Below are 16,514 nucleotides of genomic sequence, written 5' to 3'. Positions count from 1 at the left end.
GGCTCACGGCGCTCGGCTGAGCCGTAATGACCTCAGTCGAACTCGTGCAGGTCGGAGGTCATGTCGCCGCCGGCGTCTCCGGTGTTCACTGTGCCCTTCGGCTCGAACAGGATCGCGTGCACCTCGTCCGTCGCCTTCGGGCAGTGCTCGACTCCGCGCGGCACGACGAACACGTCGTTCGGGTTCAGCACGACATCCCGATCACGCAGCTGGATCGTCAGCTGGCCGCTCGCGACCATGAACAGCTCGTCGGTGTCGGGGTGGGTGTGCCAGACGAATTCACCCTGCAGCTTGACCACCTTGACGTCGTAGTCGTTGATGCTGGTGAGCCGATGCGGCTGCCAGTGCTCGTCGATGGTGGAGAGGGCTTCGAGCACGTTGCGAACATCGTCTGCCATACGTCTCAGCGTAGTCGCGGCACCTATTGACGGGATGTCGATCCATCGTAATACTTAGGTGCATGCCTAAGTATCACGATCGGATCGATGCCGTGCTCCGCGCTCTCGCGGACCCCACGCGTCGCGCCATCGTGGAACGGCTGGCGAAATCGCCCGCTGTCGTCTCCGATCTCGCGGCTCCGTTCGACATGGCATTGCCGTCGTTCATGCAGCACCTGGGCGTGCTCGAGAGCGCCGGGATCGCGACGTCGGAGAAGCTCGGGCGGGTGCGCACCGTGAGCCTGCGACCGGGCGCCCTGGACGTGCTGCACCTCTGGCTCGGCGAGCAGCGCACGCCCGCGGAGCACCAGGCCGACCGCCTCGGCATCCACCTCGCTCGCACGACCCCGAAGGAGAACTGACATGACCCGTGTCCGCCTGGACCTGTTCACGTCGCTGGACGGCTACACGCCGTCGGATGCGACCCCCGAGAATCCGATGGGCGAGGACTGGGCGCGCCTCACCGCCGCGTACGCCGCCACCCGCACGTTCCGCCAGAACGTCTTCGGCGACACGAGCGGCGCAGGCACGACCGGCGTCGACGACCGTCACGCGGCCGCGTTCTTCGACGGCGTCGGCTCCGAGATCATGGGCGCCGGGATGTTCGGACTCCATTCCTTCCCCGATGATCCGGAATGGAAGGGCTGGTGGGGCGACACGCCCCCGTTCGGCACCGCCGTCTACGTGCTCACTCACAGTGCACCCCGCGCGCCGCTTCCGATGAACGGCGGAACCACCTTCCACTTCCGCGACGCCCCGATCGAAGAGGTTCTCGCCGAGGCGAAGGAGGCCGCCGGCGACCTCGACGTGCGTATCGGTGGAGGGTACCGAACGGCACGGGACTTCCTGCGCGCGGGCCTGGTCGACGACCTGCACCTCATGGTCACCCCGATCTTCCTCGGACGCGGGCATCGGCTGTGGGACGAGCTGGTCGGCTTCGAGCTCAGTCATCAAGTGACGACCGAGGTCGCCGAGAGCGGCGTGATCCACGTCTCCCTGGCCCGATAGGAGGTCGCGATGACGATCGAACGCCGACTCGCGCACTCCGGATTCACCCTGACCCGCGACTACCCCGCGCCCCTCGCGCACGTCTGGGCCGCGTTCGCCGACGAGGACAGCAAGCGGAGTTGGTGGGGCGACGCCGACCGCATCCGCACTCGGGAGTGGGTGTTCGACTTCCGGGTCGGCGGACGCGACATCGACGAGGGCAAGTTCCACGGCGGTCCGGTCTCGCGGTACGAGGCGACCTACACCGACATCGTCGAACACATCCGCATCGTCACGACGTACGACATGTGGCTCGACGGGGTCCACATGTCGACGTCCGTGGCTTCCCTGGAGTTCGAGCCGATCGATGCCGGCACCCGCTTCACCCACACGGAGCACGGCGTCTTCTTCGACCAGTTCTGGGCCGACGGGCAGGGACGTGAGGCCGGTACCCGCGGGCTCCTCGACGCGCTGGGCCGCCACCTCGCATGATCGCGAGGGGGCGGGACGGGATCAGCGGGTTGACCCTCACGTGGCGTGAGGATCCAGAGTGTCTCTCATGACCGATCACTTCAACGCATTCGAGATGAGTCCCGTTCCCGACGGCCCCGACGCCGCGGCGCCGGACCCGTTCCTCGGCATCTACGCGATGCCGATGTTCGTGAAGATCCCGACGACAGACATTCGGGCGTCGACGGAATTCTGGGTCCGCGGGCTCGGCTTCGTCGACCTGTTCAGCGTTCCGGGGCAGATCGTGCATCTGCGACGGTGGGCGTTCCAGGACGTCCTGCTCGTTCCTGCGGACGACGAGGCCCCGACGGCACCCTCGACGGTGCAGGTGTTCGTCTCCTGCGTCCTCGGACAGGTGGACTCCGTCGCCGAGGCATGCCGGAAGCTCTCGCCGGATTCGGTGACGGGCCCGTACGACACGGCGTGGAGAACGCGCGACATCTCGGTCGTCACGCCGGAGGGGGCGCACGTGACGTTCACGGCGGCGACGCCGTTCACCCCGGACAGCGACGTGGGGGCGACTTCGCCGCCGTCGGGATCTTCGCACCGGACGCGAAGGAGGGGCACAATGACATCGATGGTTGACGGGGAGCTCGACGAGGATGCGACGGTCGGCGTGGCCGCCGACCTGCTCGGAGTGACCGTGCGCACATTGCACCACTGGGATGAGATCGCCCTCGCATCGCCTTCTCGCCGCACGGCTGCCGGCTACCGTCTCTACACCGGGGATGACCTCGAGCGTCTCAGCAGGATCCTGGCGTACCGCGAGGCCGGGTTGTCGCTCGACGCGATTCGTGAAGTGCTCGACGACGTGACCTCCGACATCACCAAGACGCTGCGGGACCAGCGCGCCCAGCTCGCCGAGCGGATCGACGATCTGCGACAGCTCGACGAACGGCTCGCGCGCATGACCGATGCGCACGAGCGCGGCATCCTGTTGAGCGACGACGAGCAGCGCGAGGTCTTCGGCGAGGACTGGGATCCGCCGCGCTCACGCGCGGCGCGGGCGGAGTGGGGAGGGTCGAGGCAGTGGGCCCAGTTCGCGGAACGCTCGGCGTCGCGCTCACCCGCCCAGTGGCGCGCACTCTCCGAGGCCATGTCCATTCTGCAGCGGGATCTCGCCGATGCGGTGGGTCGAGGTGTCGAGCCGGGGAGCGCGGAGGCGGACGGCCTCGCCGAGCGGCACCGGGAGCTCTTCTCGAACTTCTTCCCCCTGTCTCAGCAGATGCAGGTGTGCCTGGCAAGGATGTTCGAGACCGATCCCGGGTTCGCGTCGTACTACAACGGCATCGGCGAGGGTCTCGCCACATGGTTCCGTCAGAGCGTCGACGAATCCGCGCGTCATCACGGCATCGACCCGGACACGGCGACCTGGGAGTAGAGGCAACCGCCGGTGGCGAAGAACACTATGGCGGTCGCCGCGGTCGCCGCCGTCGCGGTGGTCAGCCGTCGGTCTCAGCGCTCTTCGAGGAGTCGGTCGCGCACCTGGCGACGCAGCACCTTGCCGATGAGCGACCGGGGCAGGTCGTCGACGGCGGTGATGCGGCGCGGCACCTTGTAAGGCGTGAGCCGGGTGCGGCAGAAGTCGCGCAGCGCATCCACATCGAGGGCGGCGCCCTCGCGGAGCACGACCGCGGCAGCGACATCCTCTCCACCGTGGGGTCTCGGAAGCCCGACGACGGCCGCGGCGGTGACATCCGGGTGCGCGACGAGCGCGTCCTCCACCTCGCTGGGCGACACGTTGAAGCCGCCCGTGATGATGAGCTCCTTGAGGCGGTCGACGATGCTCACGAACCCGTCGGCCGAGACCTCGGCGATGTCCCCGGTGCGGAGCCAGCCGTCGGCCAGCAGCGCATCCGCCGTCTCACCCGGACGCCCCCAATAGCCCTGGAACACCTGCGGGCCGCGGATGAGGAGCTCCCCGCGCTCGCCGGCCGGCTTGTCGACGTTCGTGTCCTCCGGGTCGACGACGCGGATCTCCGTGCTCGGGAAGGGCACGCCGACGGTGCCCGGGCGACGGGTCGGCCCCATCGGATTGCCGAGCGCCACCGGCGAGCTCTCGGTCATGCCGTAGCCCTCGACGAGGAGGCCGCCGGTCGCCTCTTCCCACCGCTGCACCGTGGCGATCGGAAGGCTCATCGCGCCGGAGATCGCGTAGCGCACCGTCGAGAGGTCGATGGTGCCACGCGCGGCCGCTCGTGCCAGCGCGTCGTAGATGGGCGGTACGGCAGGGAGGAAGGTGGGCGGGGTCGAGCGCGCCGCCGCCGTGACCAGCCCCAGATCGAACGTGGGGAACAGGACGAGCCGTGCGCCGATACTCATCGCGAACGTGAGGCACAGCGTCATGCCGTAGGCGTGGAACAACGGCAGCACGCCGTAGAACGTCTCCTGTCCGTCGACGAGGCCTGGCACCCACGCGTGTCCCTGCATCGCGTTGGCCCGGAGGTTCGAGTGGGTGAGGATCGCCCCCTTCGGGACGCCCGTCGTGCCGCTCGTGTACTGCAGCAGCGCGGTGTCGCCCAACGCGGGACCGGGCACGCGCCGGGAGAGATGTCGGTGGTCGACCAGGCTCTTCCAGGAGACGAGATGCCGTGCCTTCGGTGTGCCGGTCAGCTTCGCCCGCGCCTCACGCGCCTTGGGCAGCGGCAGGCGGAGCGCCACGCGCTTCGAGAGCGGCATCGCTGCCGTGATGTCGACGCTCACGATGTGCTCGACCTTGAGATCGGCGGGAAAACCGGCGACCATGTCGGCGGCCTTGTCCCACACGATGGCGACTCGCGCACCGTGATCCTCGAACTGGTGCCGCAACTCGCGGGGTGTGTAGAGAGGGTTGTGCTCGACCACGATCGCACCGAGGCGGAGAGTCGCGTAGAAGGCCACGACGTGCTGCGGGCAGTTGGGCAGCACCAGCGCGACCCGGTCGCCCTTGCCGACCCCGAGCCGCCGCAGGCCCTCCGCTGCGCGCGCGACCTGATCTCCGAGCTCCCGGTACGTCGTGACCGCCCCGAAGAAGTCGAGTGCCGGACGCCGGCCGAACGCCTTCACGCTCGCCGACAGCATCTGGGGCAGGGTCTGCGTCGGTTCGTCGATCTCTGCGGGGACGCCCGCCGCGTACGAGTCGAGCCAGGGTCGCGATTCCAAGGGATGGGCGCTCATGAGTCCATCCTGCCCGGGAACGACGTCGTCCGCGGTCCCACTTGCAGGACCGATTCACGGATGTCGGGAGATCCGACGGCGATTCGTCCTGCAACCGTGAAACCGTCCTGCATCTGCACCCGAAGGCGACGGAACCGCCCGGGCATTTTCGCAGGCCGCCCGCCAGGTGTCCACCACTATCGGGGCTCCTCGTTCGTTGGAAGACTCGGCGCATGGTGTTCATCGGATTCCACGCCTCGCACGAGCAGATCGCACCGAGCGCGCTCCTCGACGCCGTGATCGGTGCCGAGGGTGCCGGTTTCGACGGGGCTATGTGCTCGGACCACCTCGCGCCGTGGACTCCGGGCCAAGGCGAGTCCGGGTTCGCGCTGAGCTGGATCGCGGCCGCGCTCGCGCGCACCCACTTCTCGATCGGCATGGTCAATGCGCCGGGGCAGCGGTACCACCCGGTGATGATCGCGCAGGCCTTCGCGACGCTGGAGGAGATGTTCCCCGGACGATTCTGGGCGGCGATGGGGAGCGGCGAAGCCGTCAACGAGCACGTGACCGGAGAAGGATGGCCGCCGAAGCCCGTCCGCAACGAACGCCTGCTTGAGAGCGTCGACGTGATCCGGCGTCTGATGGACGGCGAAGAGGTCGACCACGACGGCCTCGTGCGCGTGCATCGAGCCAGGGTCTGGAGCCGGCCGGCCGAGCCCCCGCCGCTGTTCGCGACCGCGGTGAGCGCCGAGACGGCGGCCTGGGCGGCGTCGTGGGCGGATGGCCTCGCGACGGTCATCCAAGATCCGGCAGCCCTGCACCGCGTCGTGCGGAGTTACCGCGACGCGGGCGGCACGGGCCCCTGCATCCTGCAGGTGCATCTCAGCCTGGCTCAGAGCGACGATGCCGCGTTCGCCATCGCGCGCGAGGAGTGGAAGAACGGCCTGCTCTCGCCCCCGGCCACGTGGGATCTCGAGCAGCCGGAGGACTTCGAGGCGGCCGTGGCCGGGCTCGACGAGGAGGGGCTGCGGAAGTCCGTCCTGATCGACCATGACGCGTCGTCGCTGGCCGGCCGCATCGCCGACCTGGCGGGGATCGGCTTCGACCGCGTGTATCTGCACCACGTCGGCACCGACCAGTCGCGGTTCCTCGAGGTCGCGGCATCCGAACTGATCCCCGACCTGAAGGAGCGACTGTGAAGATCACCGACACCAGCGACCTGTGGTGGAAGACCGCCGTGGTCTACTGCCTCGATGTCGAGACCTTCCTCGACTCCGACGGCGACGGCGTCGGCGACCTGCAGGGGCTCGCGCGGCGGATCGACTACCTCTCGCAACTGGGTGTGACCTGCCTCTGGCTGATGCCGTTCTACCCGACGCCGGATCGCGACGACGGCTACGACGTCAGCGACTTCTACGGAGTCGACCCCCGCCTCGGCACCCACGGCGACCTCGTCGAGGTGATCCGCACCGCACGCGACCGCGGGATGCGGGTGATCGTCGACCTGGTGATCAACCACACATCCGACCGGCATCCCTGGTTCCTCGCCGCCAAGCGCAGCGTCGACTCTCCCTTCCGGGACTACTACGTGTGGCGCAGCGATCCGCCGCCCAAAGGACAGAAGAACGCGGTGTTCCCCGGGCAGGCGAACGGCATCTGGGGAAAGGACGAGAAATCCGGCCAGTGGTACCAGCACAGCTTCTACGAACACCAGCCCGACCTCAACATCGCGAACCCGCGCGTGCGCGACGAGATCGCGAAGGTCATCGGATTCTGGCTGCAGCTGGGCATCTCCGGTTTCCGGGTCGATGCGGTGCCGTTCCTGCTGGAGATCCCGGAGGGGGCCGACATCCCCGAGCCGCACGACCTGCTGCGCGACATCCGTCGCTTCCTGCAGCGTCGGTCGAGCGAGGCCATCCTGCTCGGAGAGGTGAACCTGCCGTACGAGGAGCAGCTGAAGTACTTCGGGGGCGATGAGGGTGACGAGCTCACCATGCAGTTCGACTTCGTGGGGATGCAGGCGCTGTACCTGTCGTTCGCACGCAAGGATCCTGCCCCGCTGATCGCCGCGCTGCGTGCGCGCCCCGCACTCGGATCGGAGGTGCAGTGGGCGAACTTCCTGCGCAACCACGACGAGCTGACCCTCGACAAGCTCAGCGACGCCGAACGGCAGGAGGTGTTCGAGGCCTTCGCCCCCGACGAACGGCAGCGCGTGTTCGGGCGAGGGATCACACGCCGTCTCCCGCCCATGTTCGAAGGCGATCCGCGCCGGATCCGCATGGCGTACAGCCTGCTCTTCACGCTGCCCGGCACCCCCGTGCTGTTCTACGGCGAGGAGATCGGCATGGGCGAGAACATCGAGATCGCCGGCCGTGAATCCGTGCGCACCCCGATGCAGTGGTCCACCGACCGCAACGGCGGATTCTCGGATGCCGCACCGCGGAGGCTCGTCTCCCGGCCACCCGCGGACGGCTACGCGCCGGAACACGTCAACGTCGCCGACCAGCTCGAGGACAGCGGGTCGCTGTTGTCCTTCATCCGTGCCCTCACCTCGCGCTACCGCATCTCCCCGGAGCTGGGGTGGGGCATGCTCGAGGTGATCGATCAGCCTGCCGAGTCTCTCCTGGTGCACTCGCTGGCCGCCGACGTCGGTCGTGTCATCGCCGTGCACAACTTCGCCGAGGTGCCGGTGACGACGACCTTCTCGCTGTCCGACGAGCCCGAGGGGGCGACCCTCCTCGACCTTCTCGAGCCCTCGCATCTGCCGCTCGGCCCCGGTGGCACGGCCGAGCTCGAAGTGCCTGCCTACGGGTATCGGTGGCTTCGCGTCTCGCGGCCCGGCGACGGACGGGTGATCTGACGGACGAGACGAGGCCTACGAGCGGAATGCCTCGGCAGCCGGGCGGGGCTCGCGACCCCGGGGCTGCGACGGTCGTGGTCCGGCACTCGTGGCGTCGGGGATCTCGAGCGTGACGGGGTCGCCGGCCCGCAGGTCCACCCGGTCGCCGAAGTGCCCGACGGTCACCGATGGCCCATCCTTCAGCAGGTACGTCGCCGTGTTCGCGGTGACGTCCACGCGGAGGGTCTGTCCGTGGATGCGCACGCCGAAGCTCAGTCGGCTCACGCGCTTCGGCAGCCGCGGAGCGAATCGCAAGCCGTCGTCGGAGTCCCGCATGCCCGCGAAGCCGGCGGTGATCGCCGTCCACACTCCCGCCAGCGCCGCGATGTGCGGGCCTTCGCTCGCGTTCTCGTGGAGGTCGTCGAGGTCGAGGGTGGCGGCTTCCGCGAGGTAGTCATATGCGAGGTCGAGTTGCCCGACTTCGGCGGCGATGATCGCCTGGACGGCGGCGGAGAGCGAGGAGTCGCGCACGGTGATCGCCTCATAGTAGGCGAAGGCCCGTTCCTTCTCGCGCGTCGTGAAAGCCTCATGCGCGAAGAACAGCGCGAGGACGAGATCGGCCTGCTTCACGACCTGCTTCCGGTACAGGTCGAAGTAGGGGAAGTGCTCTTGCAGCGGGTACTGCTCGGGGGTCGTGTTCTCGAGATCCCACAGGTCCTGGTCCGTGAAGCCGGCGGACTGCGGGTGCACTCCACGGATCTCGTCGAAGGGTATCGACATCGCCGCGGCCGCGCTCAGCCAGTCGTCGAGCTCCGCTTCGTCGACGCCGAGTGTGCGGGCGACCTCCGGATGCCGCCGGGCGGAAGCCGCCGCGCCTCGGAGGTTCAGACGGGCCATGAGGTTCGTGTACACGTTGTCGTCGGCGACCGCGGAGTACTCGTCGGGGCCGGTCACGCCGTCGATGTGGAAGGCGCCGGCCGCGTCCCGACGGCCGAGCGACATCCACAGCCGAGCGGTCTCGACGAGCATCTCGAGGCCCGCCTCGCGTTCGAAGGCGTGGTCGCCCGTCGCGCGCACGTAGTGGAGCACGGCGCCGGCGATGTCGGCGTTGATGTGGAACGCGGCGGTGCTCGCCGGCCAGTACCCCGAACTCTCCCTGCCGTCGATCGTGCGCCAGGGGAACGTCGCGCCGCGGAGGTGCAGCTGCTCCGCACGCTCGCGCGCATGGGGGAGTGTCGAATGCCGCCACCGGAGCGCCTGCTCCGCCGCATGCGGCGCGGTGGAGGTGAGAACGGGCAGCACGAAGGCCTCGAAGTCCCAGAAGGTGTGCCCCTCGTATCCGGAACCGGTCAGGCCCTTGCCGGGAACCGACCGGAGTTCGGCGCGGACGGAAGCCTGGAAGACCTGGAAGAGCGCGTAGCGCACCGCCTGCTGCAGTCGCGGCTCGCCCTCGACCTCCACATCGGCGCATGCCCAGTACTCGTCCAGGCGCGCGCGCTGCTCGTCCACGAGTCGGTCCCAGCCGGCGCGCCCGGCATCGGCCACGGCCGCCTCGGTTCGATCCCGCAGTGCGGAGGCAGAAGTCGTCGACGACCAGTCGTGGCCGACGAGCTTGATCAGCTCGACATGCTCGCCGGGCGCCAGGACGACGCGGACGGTGGTGCGCGAGAGGTCCGGAGACGCTTCGGTGACCAGGGTCGGCGGGAAGGGACCGGACGCAGTCGCGGAATGGTCCATGCTGACTGCGACCGACAGACCGCTCTCCCTCGTCCGGTGGATGAGGGTCGCGGCAGTGCCGATCACGGCGGCGTCGACGCCGACCAGCGGCGCCGTGAGCAGTTCCTGCACGCGCGGGTCGGAGTGGGTGATCGGGAGCGGCTCATTCGGCAGCGCTTCGGACTGGATCGTGATCGCGATCTCGTGGGAGACGGCGTGCACGCGGTAGCGCACGGCGGCGATCGAGCGGCGCGAGAACGAGACGATGCGGGTGGACTCGACCCGGATGCGCCGGTCGGTCGGCGAGATCCACTCGGCTTCGCGGTGCAGGGTGCCGTCCCGGAGGTCCAGGTTCCGCCGGTGGTGGAGGAGCTCACCCCGCTGCACGTCGAACGGCTCATCATCGACCAGGAGACGGATGATCTGCCCGTTCGGCACGTTGATCACGGTCTGGCCGGACTGGGGATAGCCGTATCCCTCTTCCGCGTAGGGCATCGGGTGCTCCTCGAACACGCCGTTCAGATAGCTGCCGGCGACCCCGCGTGGATCGCCCTCGTCGAGGTTGCCCCGCCAGCCGACGTGTCCGTTCGACAACCCGAAGACCGACTCGTCATGCGCGAGACGCGCGGGATCCAGCCCCTCCCGTGCGATGCTCCACGGTGCGACCTCGAAGCGCGGACCGGCAGAACTGCGGGATCCGATGTCGTTCATATGAGCCCTTCGACGACGACCATTCGTTACCGACGATATCGGCGGCGGCCGCTTCCCCGGCCCTTCGTGGCCGGTTCCGGAGATCTGATCCCGGGCGTCGCGAGCACGTGCGTGTCAAGCCCGCTTCATTCCGCGGCCGTCTCGGGCAGAGTCGTCGTCAGCCGCCGCAAGAGCTGCGCGGCGGGAGGGACACCATGTCGGATGATCGAGCGCGGGACCCCGCAGACGTCCCGGTCGACCGTCCCCTGGACTCGTGGCTCGAGGCTCTCGGCCGCCCCACCGGCTCCCCGGGCGGCGGCGCGGCATCCGGAGTGATGCTCGGTATCGCGGCGTCGCTGATGGGCATGGTGGCGGGCTACACCTCAGACAGCGCTGACGCCGAGGAATGCGCGGACAGGCTGGCCCGTCGGCGGAGCGAGGCGCTGCAGGCCGTCGAGGAGGACGGCATCGTGTCGGCGCGCTTCGGAGCCGCGTTGGCCCTGCCCGCAGACGACCCCGATCGTGATCACCGCGTCGGAGTGGCCGCGATCGAAGCTGCGGAATCGGTCGCGAAGCTCGGCACGATCGGACTGACGCTCCTCACCGAGGCGCGGCTGCTCGCCGTGATCGGCAACCCCTCCCTCGCCGTGGACCTCGCGGTCGCCGTCGAAGCGCTCCGAGCCGGACTGTCGGGCGCGTCTCTGAATCTTCGCTCGAACCTGAAGCTCGCGCGCGATCATCACGCTCCCGCATCGCGGCTGGCCGACCTCGATCCGAACATCGTTCGTCTCTCCGACGCCGGGCGGATCATCGCGCAGCTGGCCGAGGAGCTCTCGTCGCGCCTGGATTGAGAGGCGCGCGGAAGCCCCTCACCCGACGAACAGCAGGATGATCGACAGCACGACCGCCGCCGCACCCACGCTGGCGAGGGTGATCCCGAGCACGTGAACGGCATGGAGAAGGGGGCGGCGGGGCTCGAAGCGCATCAGGTTCGGGTGGTGCTCGCTGACGAACGCGTCGACCTCTTCCCGTCCCTGCCAGTGACCGGATTCGTCCGCCCGGAGCGGGCGCTCCCAGAAGTCCCCGGCGGTGAACCAACGGGCCCGTGATCGACCGTCCTCCTCGAGGACGAAAACCTCTTGTGGCAGCCAGCGCCCATCGTGCACCTTCACCAGCAGGACGATGAGCAGGAGGGGGAGACCGATCCCGAGGCCGATCCACGAGAGGATCTCGGCGATGGTCCCCACCGCATCGGCAGCATTCATGGCCGGCTCCGTTCTCCTGAGAACGAGAGTACCGGGGGCTTGCGGCCTCCGATCTCTCCAGTACCCGTGCTGGAGAGGTGCACTCTGCGCCGCTCGGCGACGATCCGGCAGTATAATATGTCTCTAAAGACATTTCCTTGAAGGGTGGCGATATGACCAACGCATCAGTACTCGTGCGTGCCGCCAGAAAGAGCTGCGGCCTCACCCAGCGTGATCTCGCGCAACGAGCCGACGTCGACCAGGGCAGAGTCTCCCGGGTGGAAGGCGGTCGCGAGGCCGAGTTCAGCACCATCGAACGGTTTCTCGGCGGCGCCGGCCACCGGCTGTATTCCGCGCCCACCCGGCGGGATGACGCGGCGACCATCGCCGCGACGATCCGCGGTTATCTTCGGGCCGGCGACAAGTACAGCGCTCTCCGTGAACTCGTCCAGCTGAACGACAACCTGGTCGCCGAGCATGGACTCGTTCGTGGCATTCTCGGCCTCGCTGAGCCGGAGCCGACCGGCGACCGTGCCTGGGATGCTGCCCTCGCAGCCCTCGTGGATCTCCGTCTCAGGGAAGAAGGGATTCCCGCGCCCGCATGGGTTGACGCCCCGAAACGACGCCTCGCGGTGCCGCGTACCCTCGATATCGATCCTGCAGACCCGACCCCGGCACCCGCGGATGTACCAGTTGAGTTTTTCCAACGCGGCGTCCTCGTCTGGCGTGACACGCTTGCGAGCGTCTGATGGGCGACGCGCTGAATCGCGACGACATCCTCTCCGGGCTTCGGGAGCTCGTAGGGGAGCTTCACGCAGCGGGTGAATCTGCCGGCATCCGTCTCGTCGGCGGTGCCGCGCTCGCCATCAGATACTTCAACAGGCGCACCACCGGCGACCTCGACTCTCTTCACATCCAGCCAGGAAGCGATGACGCCGTCCTCGCAGCGGCCTCACGCGTCGGCGATCGACGGGGCTGGAGCGATGGCTGGTTCAATTTCGCCGTGGAACATGCGGATTCCGTGCCAACGTTCGGTCGGCCAGTGGAGTGGGAGACGATCTACGACCGAGCAGGTGTCGTCATCCAAGTCGCTTCGAAGGAGGCGCTCCTCGCGATGAAACTCCGGGCCAACCGGCCGGGACGCGATGTGGACGACATCCGTCAGCTTCTCTCCCTCTGCGAAATCGCGGAGGTGGAGGAGGCAGAGGAGCTTTACGGAGACTTCTACCCCGGTGACGGGCTCACCGATCGCGCCATGGCCATGGTCCAGCGGATTCTTGACGGCGGACTGCCGATGCGAGTGCCGTCCCCCGGCGCGATCGTCATCTGACGTCAGGGTGCTGCCGCGTCGCCTCCCGATCGGGTCTCTTCCCACGAGTTGCGGAGGCCGGGATGGTTCCGGCTCGTGTCAAGGCCCGGGCCTCGAGCGCGCCGAGACCGTATCGTGGGCCTTCGCCGCCCGATACCCGACGGGCGTCAGGAGGATTCGACGATGACCGATGACTCGCTTCCTACCGAAGCGCTGCTCGATGGGCGCTATCAGCTGCACGAGTGCGTCGGGCAGGGCGGGATGGCGCGCGTGTATCGCGCGGACGACGTCCTCCTCGGTCGCACGGTGGCGATCAAGATGCTGCGCGATGAGATGGACGACGCACAGCCCTCCAGCCGTGCGCGCAGCGAGATGACGGTCCTCGCTTCCCTCAACCACCCCGGCCTGGTCACGCTGTACGACGCTCTGCTCGTTCCGGGGCGCGCCGAATACCTGGTGATGGAGTTCGTCGACGGGCCGACGTTGTCCGCCCGCATCGCCCAAGGGCCGCTGGCGTCGCCGGAGGTCGCCCGGCTCGCTGCCGACCTGGCCGAGGCGCTGCACGTCGTGCACAGCGCGGGCATCGTGCATCGCGACATCAAGCCGTCGAACGTGTTGATGTCGCGGACTCCGCTCCCCGGCAGTCGGTCCGGGGCGAAGCTCGCGGACTTCGGCATCTCCGTCCTCGTCGATGCGGCACGGCTCACCACCCCCGGACTCGTCATCGGAACCGCGGCGTATCTCGCACCGGAGCAGCTGCGAGGCGAGCCTCCCGCTCCGCCCGCTGACATCTATTCGCTGGGTCTGGTGCTGCTGGAGGCACTCACCGGCACGCGAGCCTTCCCGGAGGCCGAGGGCATCGGCGCCGCGATGGCCAGACTCATCGAGACCCCGGAGGTGCCGGCAACGCTGGGGGCCGAATGGTCCACCCTCCTGACCCGGATGCTGGCGGCGGACCCCGTCGATCGCCCTCATGCCGCGGAGGTGTTCGCCGCCTCGTCACGACTCGCGACGTCGCCGACCGCGCCTCCCCGACCTGCCGTCCCGCCTCGTCCCACCGTCCCGGCAGCGGTGGCCGCGGGAGTGGCGGGCGCGGGAGTGGCGGGGGCGGGCATGGCGGAGGCGGTGTCATCGCCGGCGACCACCCCGACTCTCCTCCTTCCCGCCGGAGCCGTGCGCCCGCGCGGTCAGGCGGAACGCAGAGCCCGTGGGCGTCGCCGGGGGATCATCGGCGGTGCGGTGGCCGCGGCGGTGGTCGCGGCATCCGTGCTGACCGGAGTGTGGCTGTCGGGACTCAACGCCGTCGACCCGGACGTGACCGACACCGTGGATACCGAGCAGACTCCCGCGCCGACGCCGGAACCGTCGACGACACCCGCGAACGCTCCCGAGCAACCCGCCGTGCCGGTCGAGGACGCGGAGCCCGATGTCGACGAACCGAACGACGAGCAGTCGGAGGATGAGCAGAAGGCTGCCGACAAAGCGGCCGAAGAGGCGGCGAAGGCGCAGCAGAAGGCTGAGGAAGAGGCCAGGAAGCAGGCGGAGAAGGCGCAGAAGGAGGCGGAGAAGGCGCAGAAGGAGGGGGAGAAGGGCGACGGATAGAGCCTCCGCCCGAGGACGGCGGGCTACTCGACGATGCAGACCGAGCTTACGGTGAGGTGAAGCAGCCCGTCGACGCTCGACGTGTCCTTGATGCTCATCCGCTCCACGGGTCGGTCCTCGCTGTAGCGGATGTCTTCCTGCATGGCGCGATCCTGCTCGTAGCCGGCCCGGTCCCAGACCGTGAGGATGTCGTCGAGGGATCGGGCGTTGTCATCGGTGCGGAAGTCGAGCTGCAGCTCGCGCCGCGTTCCCGGAGCGGTGGTGCACGGAGCCGACGAGATGGGCAGAGCAGCGATGGCGAGCGGAGCACCGGATGCATCGACGACAGTCCCCCTGGCGGCGTCGAACGAGGCGCTCACGAGCTCCGTCATCTCGTCGTCGACCGACGTGGCGGTCGCGGGCGCGGGCTCGGAAGGCGAAGCTGGAGTCGGAGCGAGGGTCGGTCCGCGGTGCGCCTCGAGACCGCACTGCGGCGTTCGCCCCTCGAGCACGGGAACCGAGAACGACGACGCGTAGGTCCCAGCGGGATTCGAGTACGAGTTCGGCCGGTTGACGGCGTACGAGACGTCTAGCGTGCCATCCACCTCGGTCACGGCGTACCCTCCCATCGCGAACGGCTCGTAGGAGTCGTCGCCGGAAGTCCGAGCGACCGAGGTCGCGATGAACCCGTCCTGGCGGTACACCGTGCCGCTCGACCCCCTCAGCGACCGGTGCTCGACCACGACGTAGCCCGTGTCGCAGTCGCCCTGCAGCAGCGGCGTGGCTTTCGCGTCGCCCACGAGCGTCATGACCAAGGCCGCGAGGGCCGCGGCGCAGGCGGCGAGGACGATGCTGACGATCTTGAGCGGCAGCATCCATCGAGGTGGATCGACGCTCCAGAGCCCGGTGCCGAGGGAGAGGAACGCGGTCAGCATCGCGATGGTCAAGAGGCTGCGCTCATCGAGCGGGCCGATCAGGAGGGAGGCCGTGCCCGCGGTCGAGGCCGACACCCCGAGCTGCCCGACCACCACGGCCGTGGCGAGGGCGAAGAATGCGCCCGCGACCCTGGCGACCGTCCGTCGACGAGAGGCAGCGGGGGAGGGCACGTCTGAAGCCTAGGGCGGGCCGATGGCGCTGCCCGCTGATACCCAGGAGACTGTCGGCTCCGCATGCCCCGAGACGATGGGCCCCGCCTCAGGAGGCGGGGCCCATCGTTGACGAGACGTCAGGGGAGATCGGCCACGTCGATGTCGTCGTCGTCGTCTTCATCCTCGTCTTCGCTGTCATCGGTGGACGGCATGTCCGGGTCGATGCCCACGGCATCGACGAGCGGAGCGTCATCGGGGTTCGTCTGCGGGTCTGACATGGGAGGCTCCGTTCGGCTGAGGGGTAGGGCGATCAGTCTCGCCCCGTCGGCCGGTGCACGCGTGCCCATTGACACACCCGTGCACCGGGCCGGACAATCCCGGGCGCCGGCGGCTCGTCCGCCGGCGCCCGGCGACCTCAGGCGGTTGCCAGCGGAGGCAGGTGCGGGATCGGGACCGGGCGTGTGGAACGGCTCGGCGAGTGGAACCGCTGCACGTCCTCCAGCACGTCCGCCGCAGACATGTAGTACGTCGCGAGCGGCAGGTCGCGCAGCCAGACGGCCTCGACCTCGACCGTGTCGACCTGATAGATGCAGGCGACGGTGCGGCGCGAGTCATCTGCGGCGTAGCGGTGGTCGAGGATCAGCCACTCGGTATCGGTGATCTTCCGCAGCTCGAATCGGGGATCGGGCATCGTGAACATCTCAACACTCCAATCAGTCGGCCGGCTTCGGCTGGCGAGGAGCGCACCGCATCGGATTCCTGCATCGTGCGGTCGAACGGGCGCCTCTTCAGCCCGCCGGAATTCACGGAAATTATACGTCGCAGCCAATATATTGCTCAAGTTGCGGTGCCTCTGGCTGCCGGTGGTTCGCCGACTGCACGGCCTGCCCGCGAGTGCACGGCCTGTCGACGAGGACACCCCGTGCGTTCGGCGAGAAGCCGTGCACTCGGCGAAGGTGAGAGTGGGAGCGAGAACGG

General features: G+C 68.7%; 17 protein-coding genes. 10 read left to right on the top strand and 7 right to left on the bottom strand.

Annotated elements, in window-relative coordinates:
* Nucleotides 1–32: 32 nt before the first annotated feature.
* The gene (locus tag AC6CHX_RS15470; protein ID WP_498273530.1) at nucleotides 33–398 is read right to left on the bottom strand and encodes a cupin domain-containing protein; all 366 of its coding nucleotides are present in this window, start codon (nucleotides 396–398) and stop codon (nucleotides 33–35) included.
* A 62-nt stretch (nucleotides 399–460) separates the two neighbouring features.
* Between AC6CHX_RS15470 and AC6CHX_RS15465 the strand changes: the two genes are divergently transcribed.
* The 4 genes from AC6CHX_RS15465 (at nucleotide 461) to AC6CHX_RS15450 (ending at nucleotide 3,315) form a co-directional block, all read left to right on the top strand.
* Entirely contained in the window at nucleotides 461–799 is a 339-nt protein-coding gene (locus tag AC6CHX_RS15465) for an ArsR/SmtB family transcription factor (protein ID WP_498273529.1), read from the top strand.
* A gap of 1 nt (nucleotide 800) precedes the next feature.
* The gene (locus AC6CHX_RS15460) at nucleotides 801–1,445 is read left to right on the top strand and encodes a dihydrofolate reductase family protein (protein ID WP_498273528.1); all 645 of its coding nucleotides are present in this window, start codon (nucleotides 801–803) and stop codon (nucleotides 1,443–1,445) included.
* Nucleotides 1,446–1,454: 9 nt separating this feature from the next.
* Complete coding sequence (locus AC6CHX_RS15455) at nucleotides 1,455–1,916, top strand: SRPBCC domain-containing protein (protein WP_498273527.1); 462 nt, start codon at nucleotides 1,455–1,457, stop codon at nucleotides 1,914–1,916.
* Nucleotides 1,917–1,983: 67 nt separating this feature from the next.
* Nucleotides 1,984–3,315 (top strand): MerR family transcriptional regulator, encoded by a 1,332-nt coding sequence (locus tag AC6CHX_RS15450; RefSeq protein WP_498273526.1) that lies wholly within the window; start codon nucleotides 1,984–1,986, stop codon nucleotides 3,313–3,315.
* 74 nt (nucleotides 3,316–3,389) lie between these two features.
* On the opposite strand, the gene AC6CHX_RS15445 is transcribed toward AC6CHX_RS15450, so the two are convergent.
* Nucleotides 3,390–5,090 (bottom strand): long-chain-fatty-acid--CoA ligase, encoded by a 1,701-nt coding sequence (locus AC6CHX_RS15445; RefSeq protein ID WP_498273525.1) that lies wholly within the window; start codon nucleotides 5,088–5,090, stop codon nucleotides 3,390–3,392.
* A 212-nt stretch (nucleotides 5,091–5,302) separates the two neighbouring features.
* Here AC6CHX_RS15445 and AC6CHX_RS15440 point away from each other — a divergent pair, with 212 nt between their 5' ends.
* Both AC6CHX_RS15440 and AC6CHX_RS15435 read left to right on the top strand, forming a co-directional pair.
* Complete coding sequence (locus AC6CHX_RS15440) at nucleotides 5,303–6,268, top strand: TIGR03885 family FMN-dependent LLM class oxidoreductase (RefSeq protein WP_498273524.1); 966 nt, start codon at nucleotides 5,303–5,305, stop codon at nucleotides 6,266–6,268.
* Complete coding sequence (locus AC6CHX_RS15435; protein WP_498273523.1) at nucleotides 6,265–7,929, top strand: alpha-amylase family protein; 1,665 nt, start codon at nucleotides 6,265–6,267, stop codon at nucleotides 7,927–7,929. Before AC6CHX_RS15440 ends, AC6CHX_RS15435 begins: the two co-directional genes overlap by 4 nt.
* Before the next feature lie 15 nt (nucleotides 7,930–7,944).
* Here AC6CHX_RS15435 and AC6CHX_RS15430 read toward each other — a convergent pair whose 3' ends face one another.
* A complete protein-coding gene (locus tag AC6CHX_RS15430; protein ID WP_498273522.1) occupies nucleotides 7,945–10,335 on the bottom strand; it encodes a glycoside hydrolase family 65 protein in 2,391 nt (796 codons plus the stop codon).
* Between the two features lie 194 nt (nucleotides 10,336–10,529).
* Between AC6CHX_RS15430 and AC6CHX_RS15425 the strand changes: the two genes are divergently transcribed.
* A complete protein-coding gene (locus AC6CHX_RS15425; RefSeq protein ID WP_498273521.1) occupies nucleotides 10,530–11,165 on the top strand; it encodes a cyclodeaminase/cyclohydrolase family protein in 636 nt (211 codons plus the stop codon).
* An 18-nt stretch (nucleotides 11,166–11,183) separates the two neighbouring features.
* Here the strand turns inward: AC6CHX_RS15425 and AC6CHX_RS15420 are convergent, their stop codons facing one another.
* Nucleotides 11,184–11,579 carry a hypothetical protein gene (locus AC6CHX_RS15420; RefSeq protein ID WP_498273520.1) on the bottom strand — a complete coding sequence of 132 codons (396 nt, stop codon included), beginning with the start codon at nucleotides 11,577–11,579 and terminating at the stop codon, nucleotides 11,184–11,186.
* 152 nt (nucleotides 11,580–11,731) lie between these two features.
* Here AC6CHX_RS15420 and AC6CHX_RS15415 point away from each other — a divergent pair, with 152 nt between their 5' ends.
* The 3 genes from AC6CHX_RS15415 to AC6CHX_RS15405 all read left to right on the top strand — a co-directional run bounded on the left by AC6CHX_RS15415 (nucleotide 11,732) and on the right by AC6CHX_RS15405 (nucleotide 14,469).
* Complete coding sequence (locus AC6CHX_RS15415; protein ID WP_498273598.1) at nucleotides 11,732–12,307, top strand: helix-turn-helix domain-containing protein; 576 nt, start codon at nucleotides 11,732–11,734, stop codon at nucleotides 12,305–12,307.
* Nucleotides 12,307–12,888 carry a hypothetical protein gene (locus AC6CHX_RS15410; protein ID WP_498273519.1) on the top strand — a complete coding sequence of 194 codons (582 nt, stop codon included), beginning with the start codon at nucleotides 12,307–12,309 and terminating at the stop codon, nucleotides 12,886–12,888. Before AC6CHX_RS15415 ends, AC6CHX_RS15410 begins: the two co-directional genes overlap by 1 nt.
* A gap of 162 nt (nucleotides 12,889–13,050) precedes the next feature.
* Nucleotides 13,051–14,469, top strand: coding sequence for a serine/threonine-protein kinase (locus AC6CHX_RS15405; protein WP_498273518.1), 1,419 nt, complete (start codon nucleotides 13,051–13,053; stop codon nucleotides 14,467–14,469).
* Nucleotides 14,470–14,492: 23 nt separating this feature from the next.
* Here the strand turns inward: AC6CHX_RS15405 and AC6CHX_RS15400 are convergent, their stop codons facing one another.
* From AC6CHX_RS15400 to AC6CHX_RS15390, 3 genes are all read right to left on the bottom strand, one after another.
* Entirely contained in the window at nucleotides 14,493–15,554 is a 1,062-nt protein-coding gene (locus AC6CHX_RS15400) for a hypothetical protein (RefSeq protein WP_498273517.1), read from the bottom strand.
* A 119-nt stretch (nucleotides 15,555–15,673) separates the two neighbouring features.
* Entirely contained in the window at nucleotides 15,674–15,814 is a 141-nt protein-coding gene (locus AC6CHX_RS15395) for a hypothetical protein (protein ID WP_498273516.1), read from the bottom strand.
* 137 nt (nucleotides 15,815–15,951) lie between these two features.
* A complete protein-coding gene (locus AC6CHX_RS15390; protein ID WP_342589079.1) occupies nucleotides 15,952–16,227 on the bottom strand; it encodes a hypothetical protein in 276 nt (91 codons plus the stop codon).
* Nucleotides 16,228–16,514 lie beyond the last annotated feature (287 nt).

The sequence above is a fragment of the Microbacterium sp. GQ128 genome, from assembly GCF_059758615.1.
Note: the sequence above shows the minus strand (reverse complement) of the source record. Positions and strands in the feature narration are given on the sequence as shown.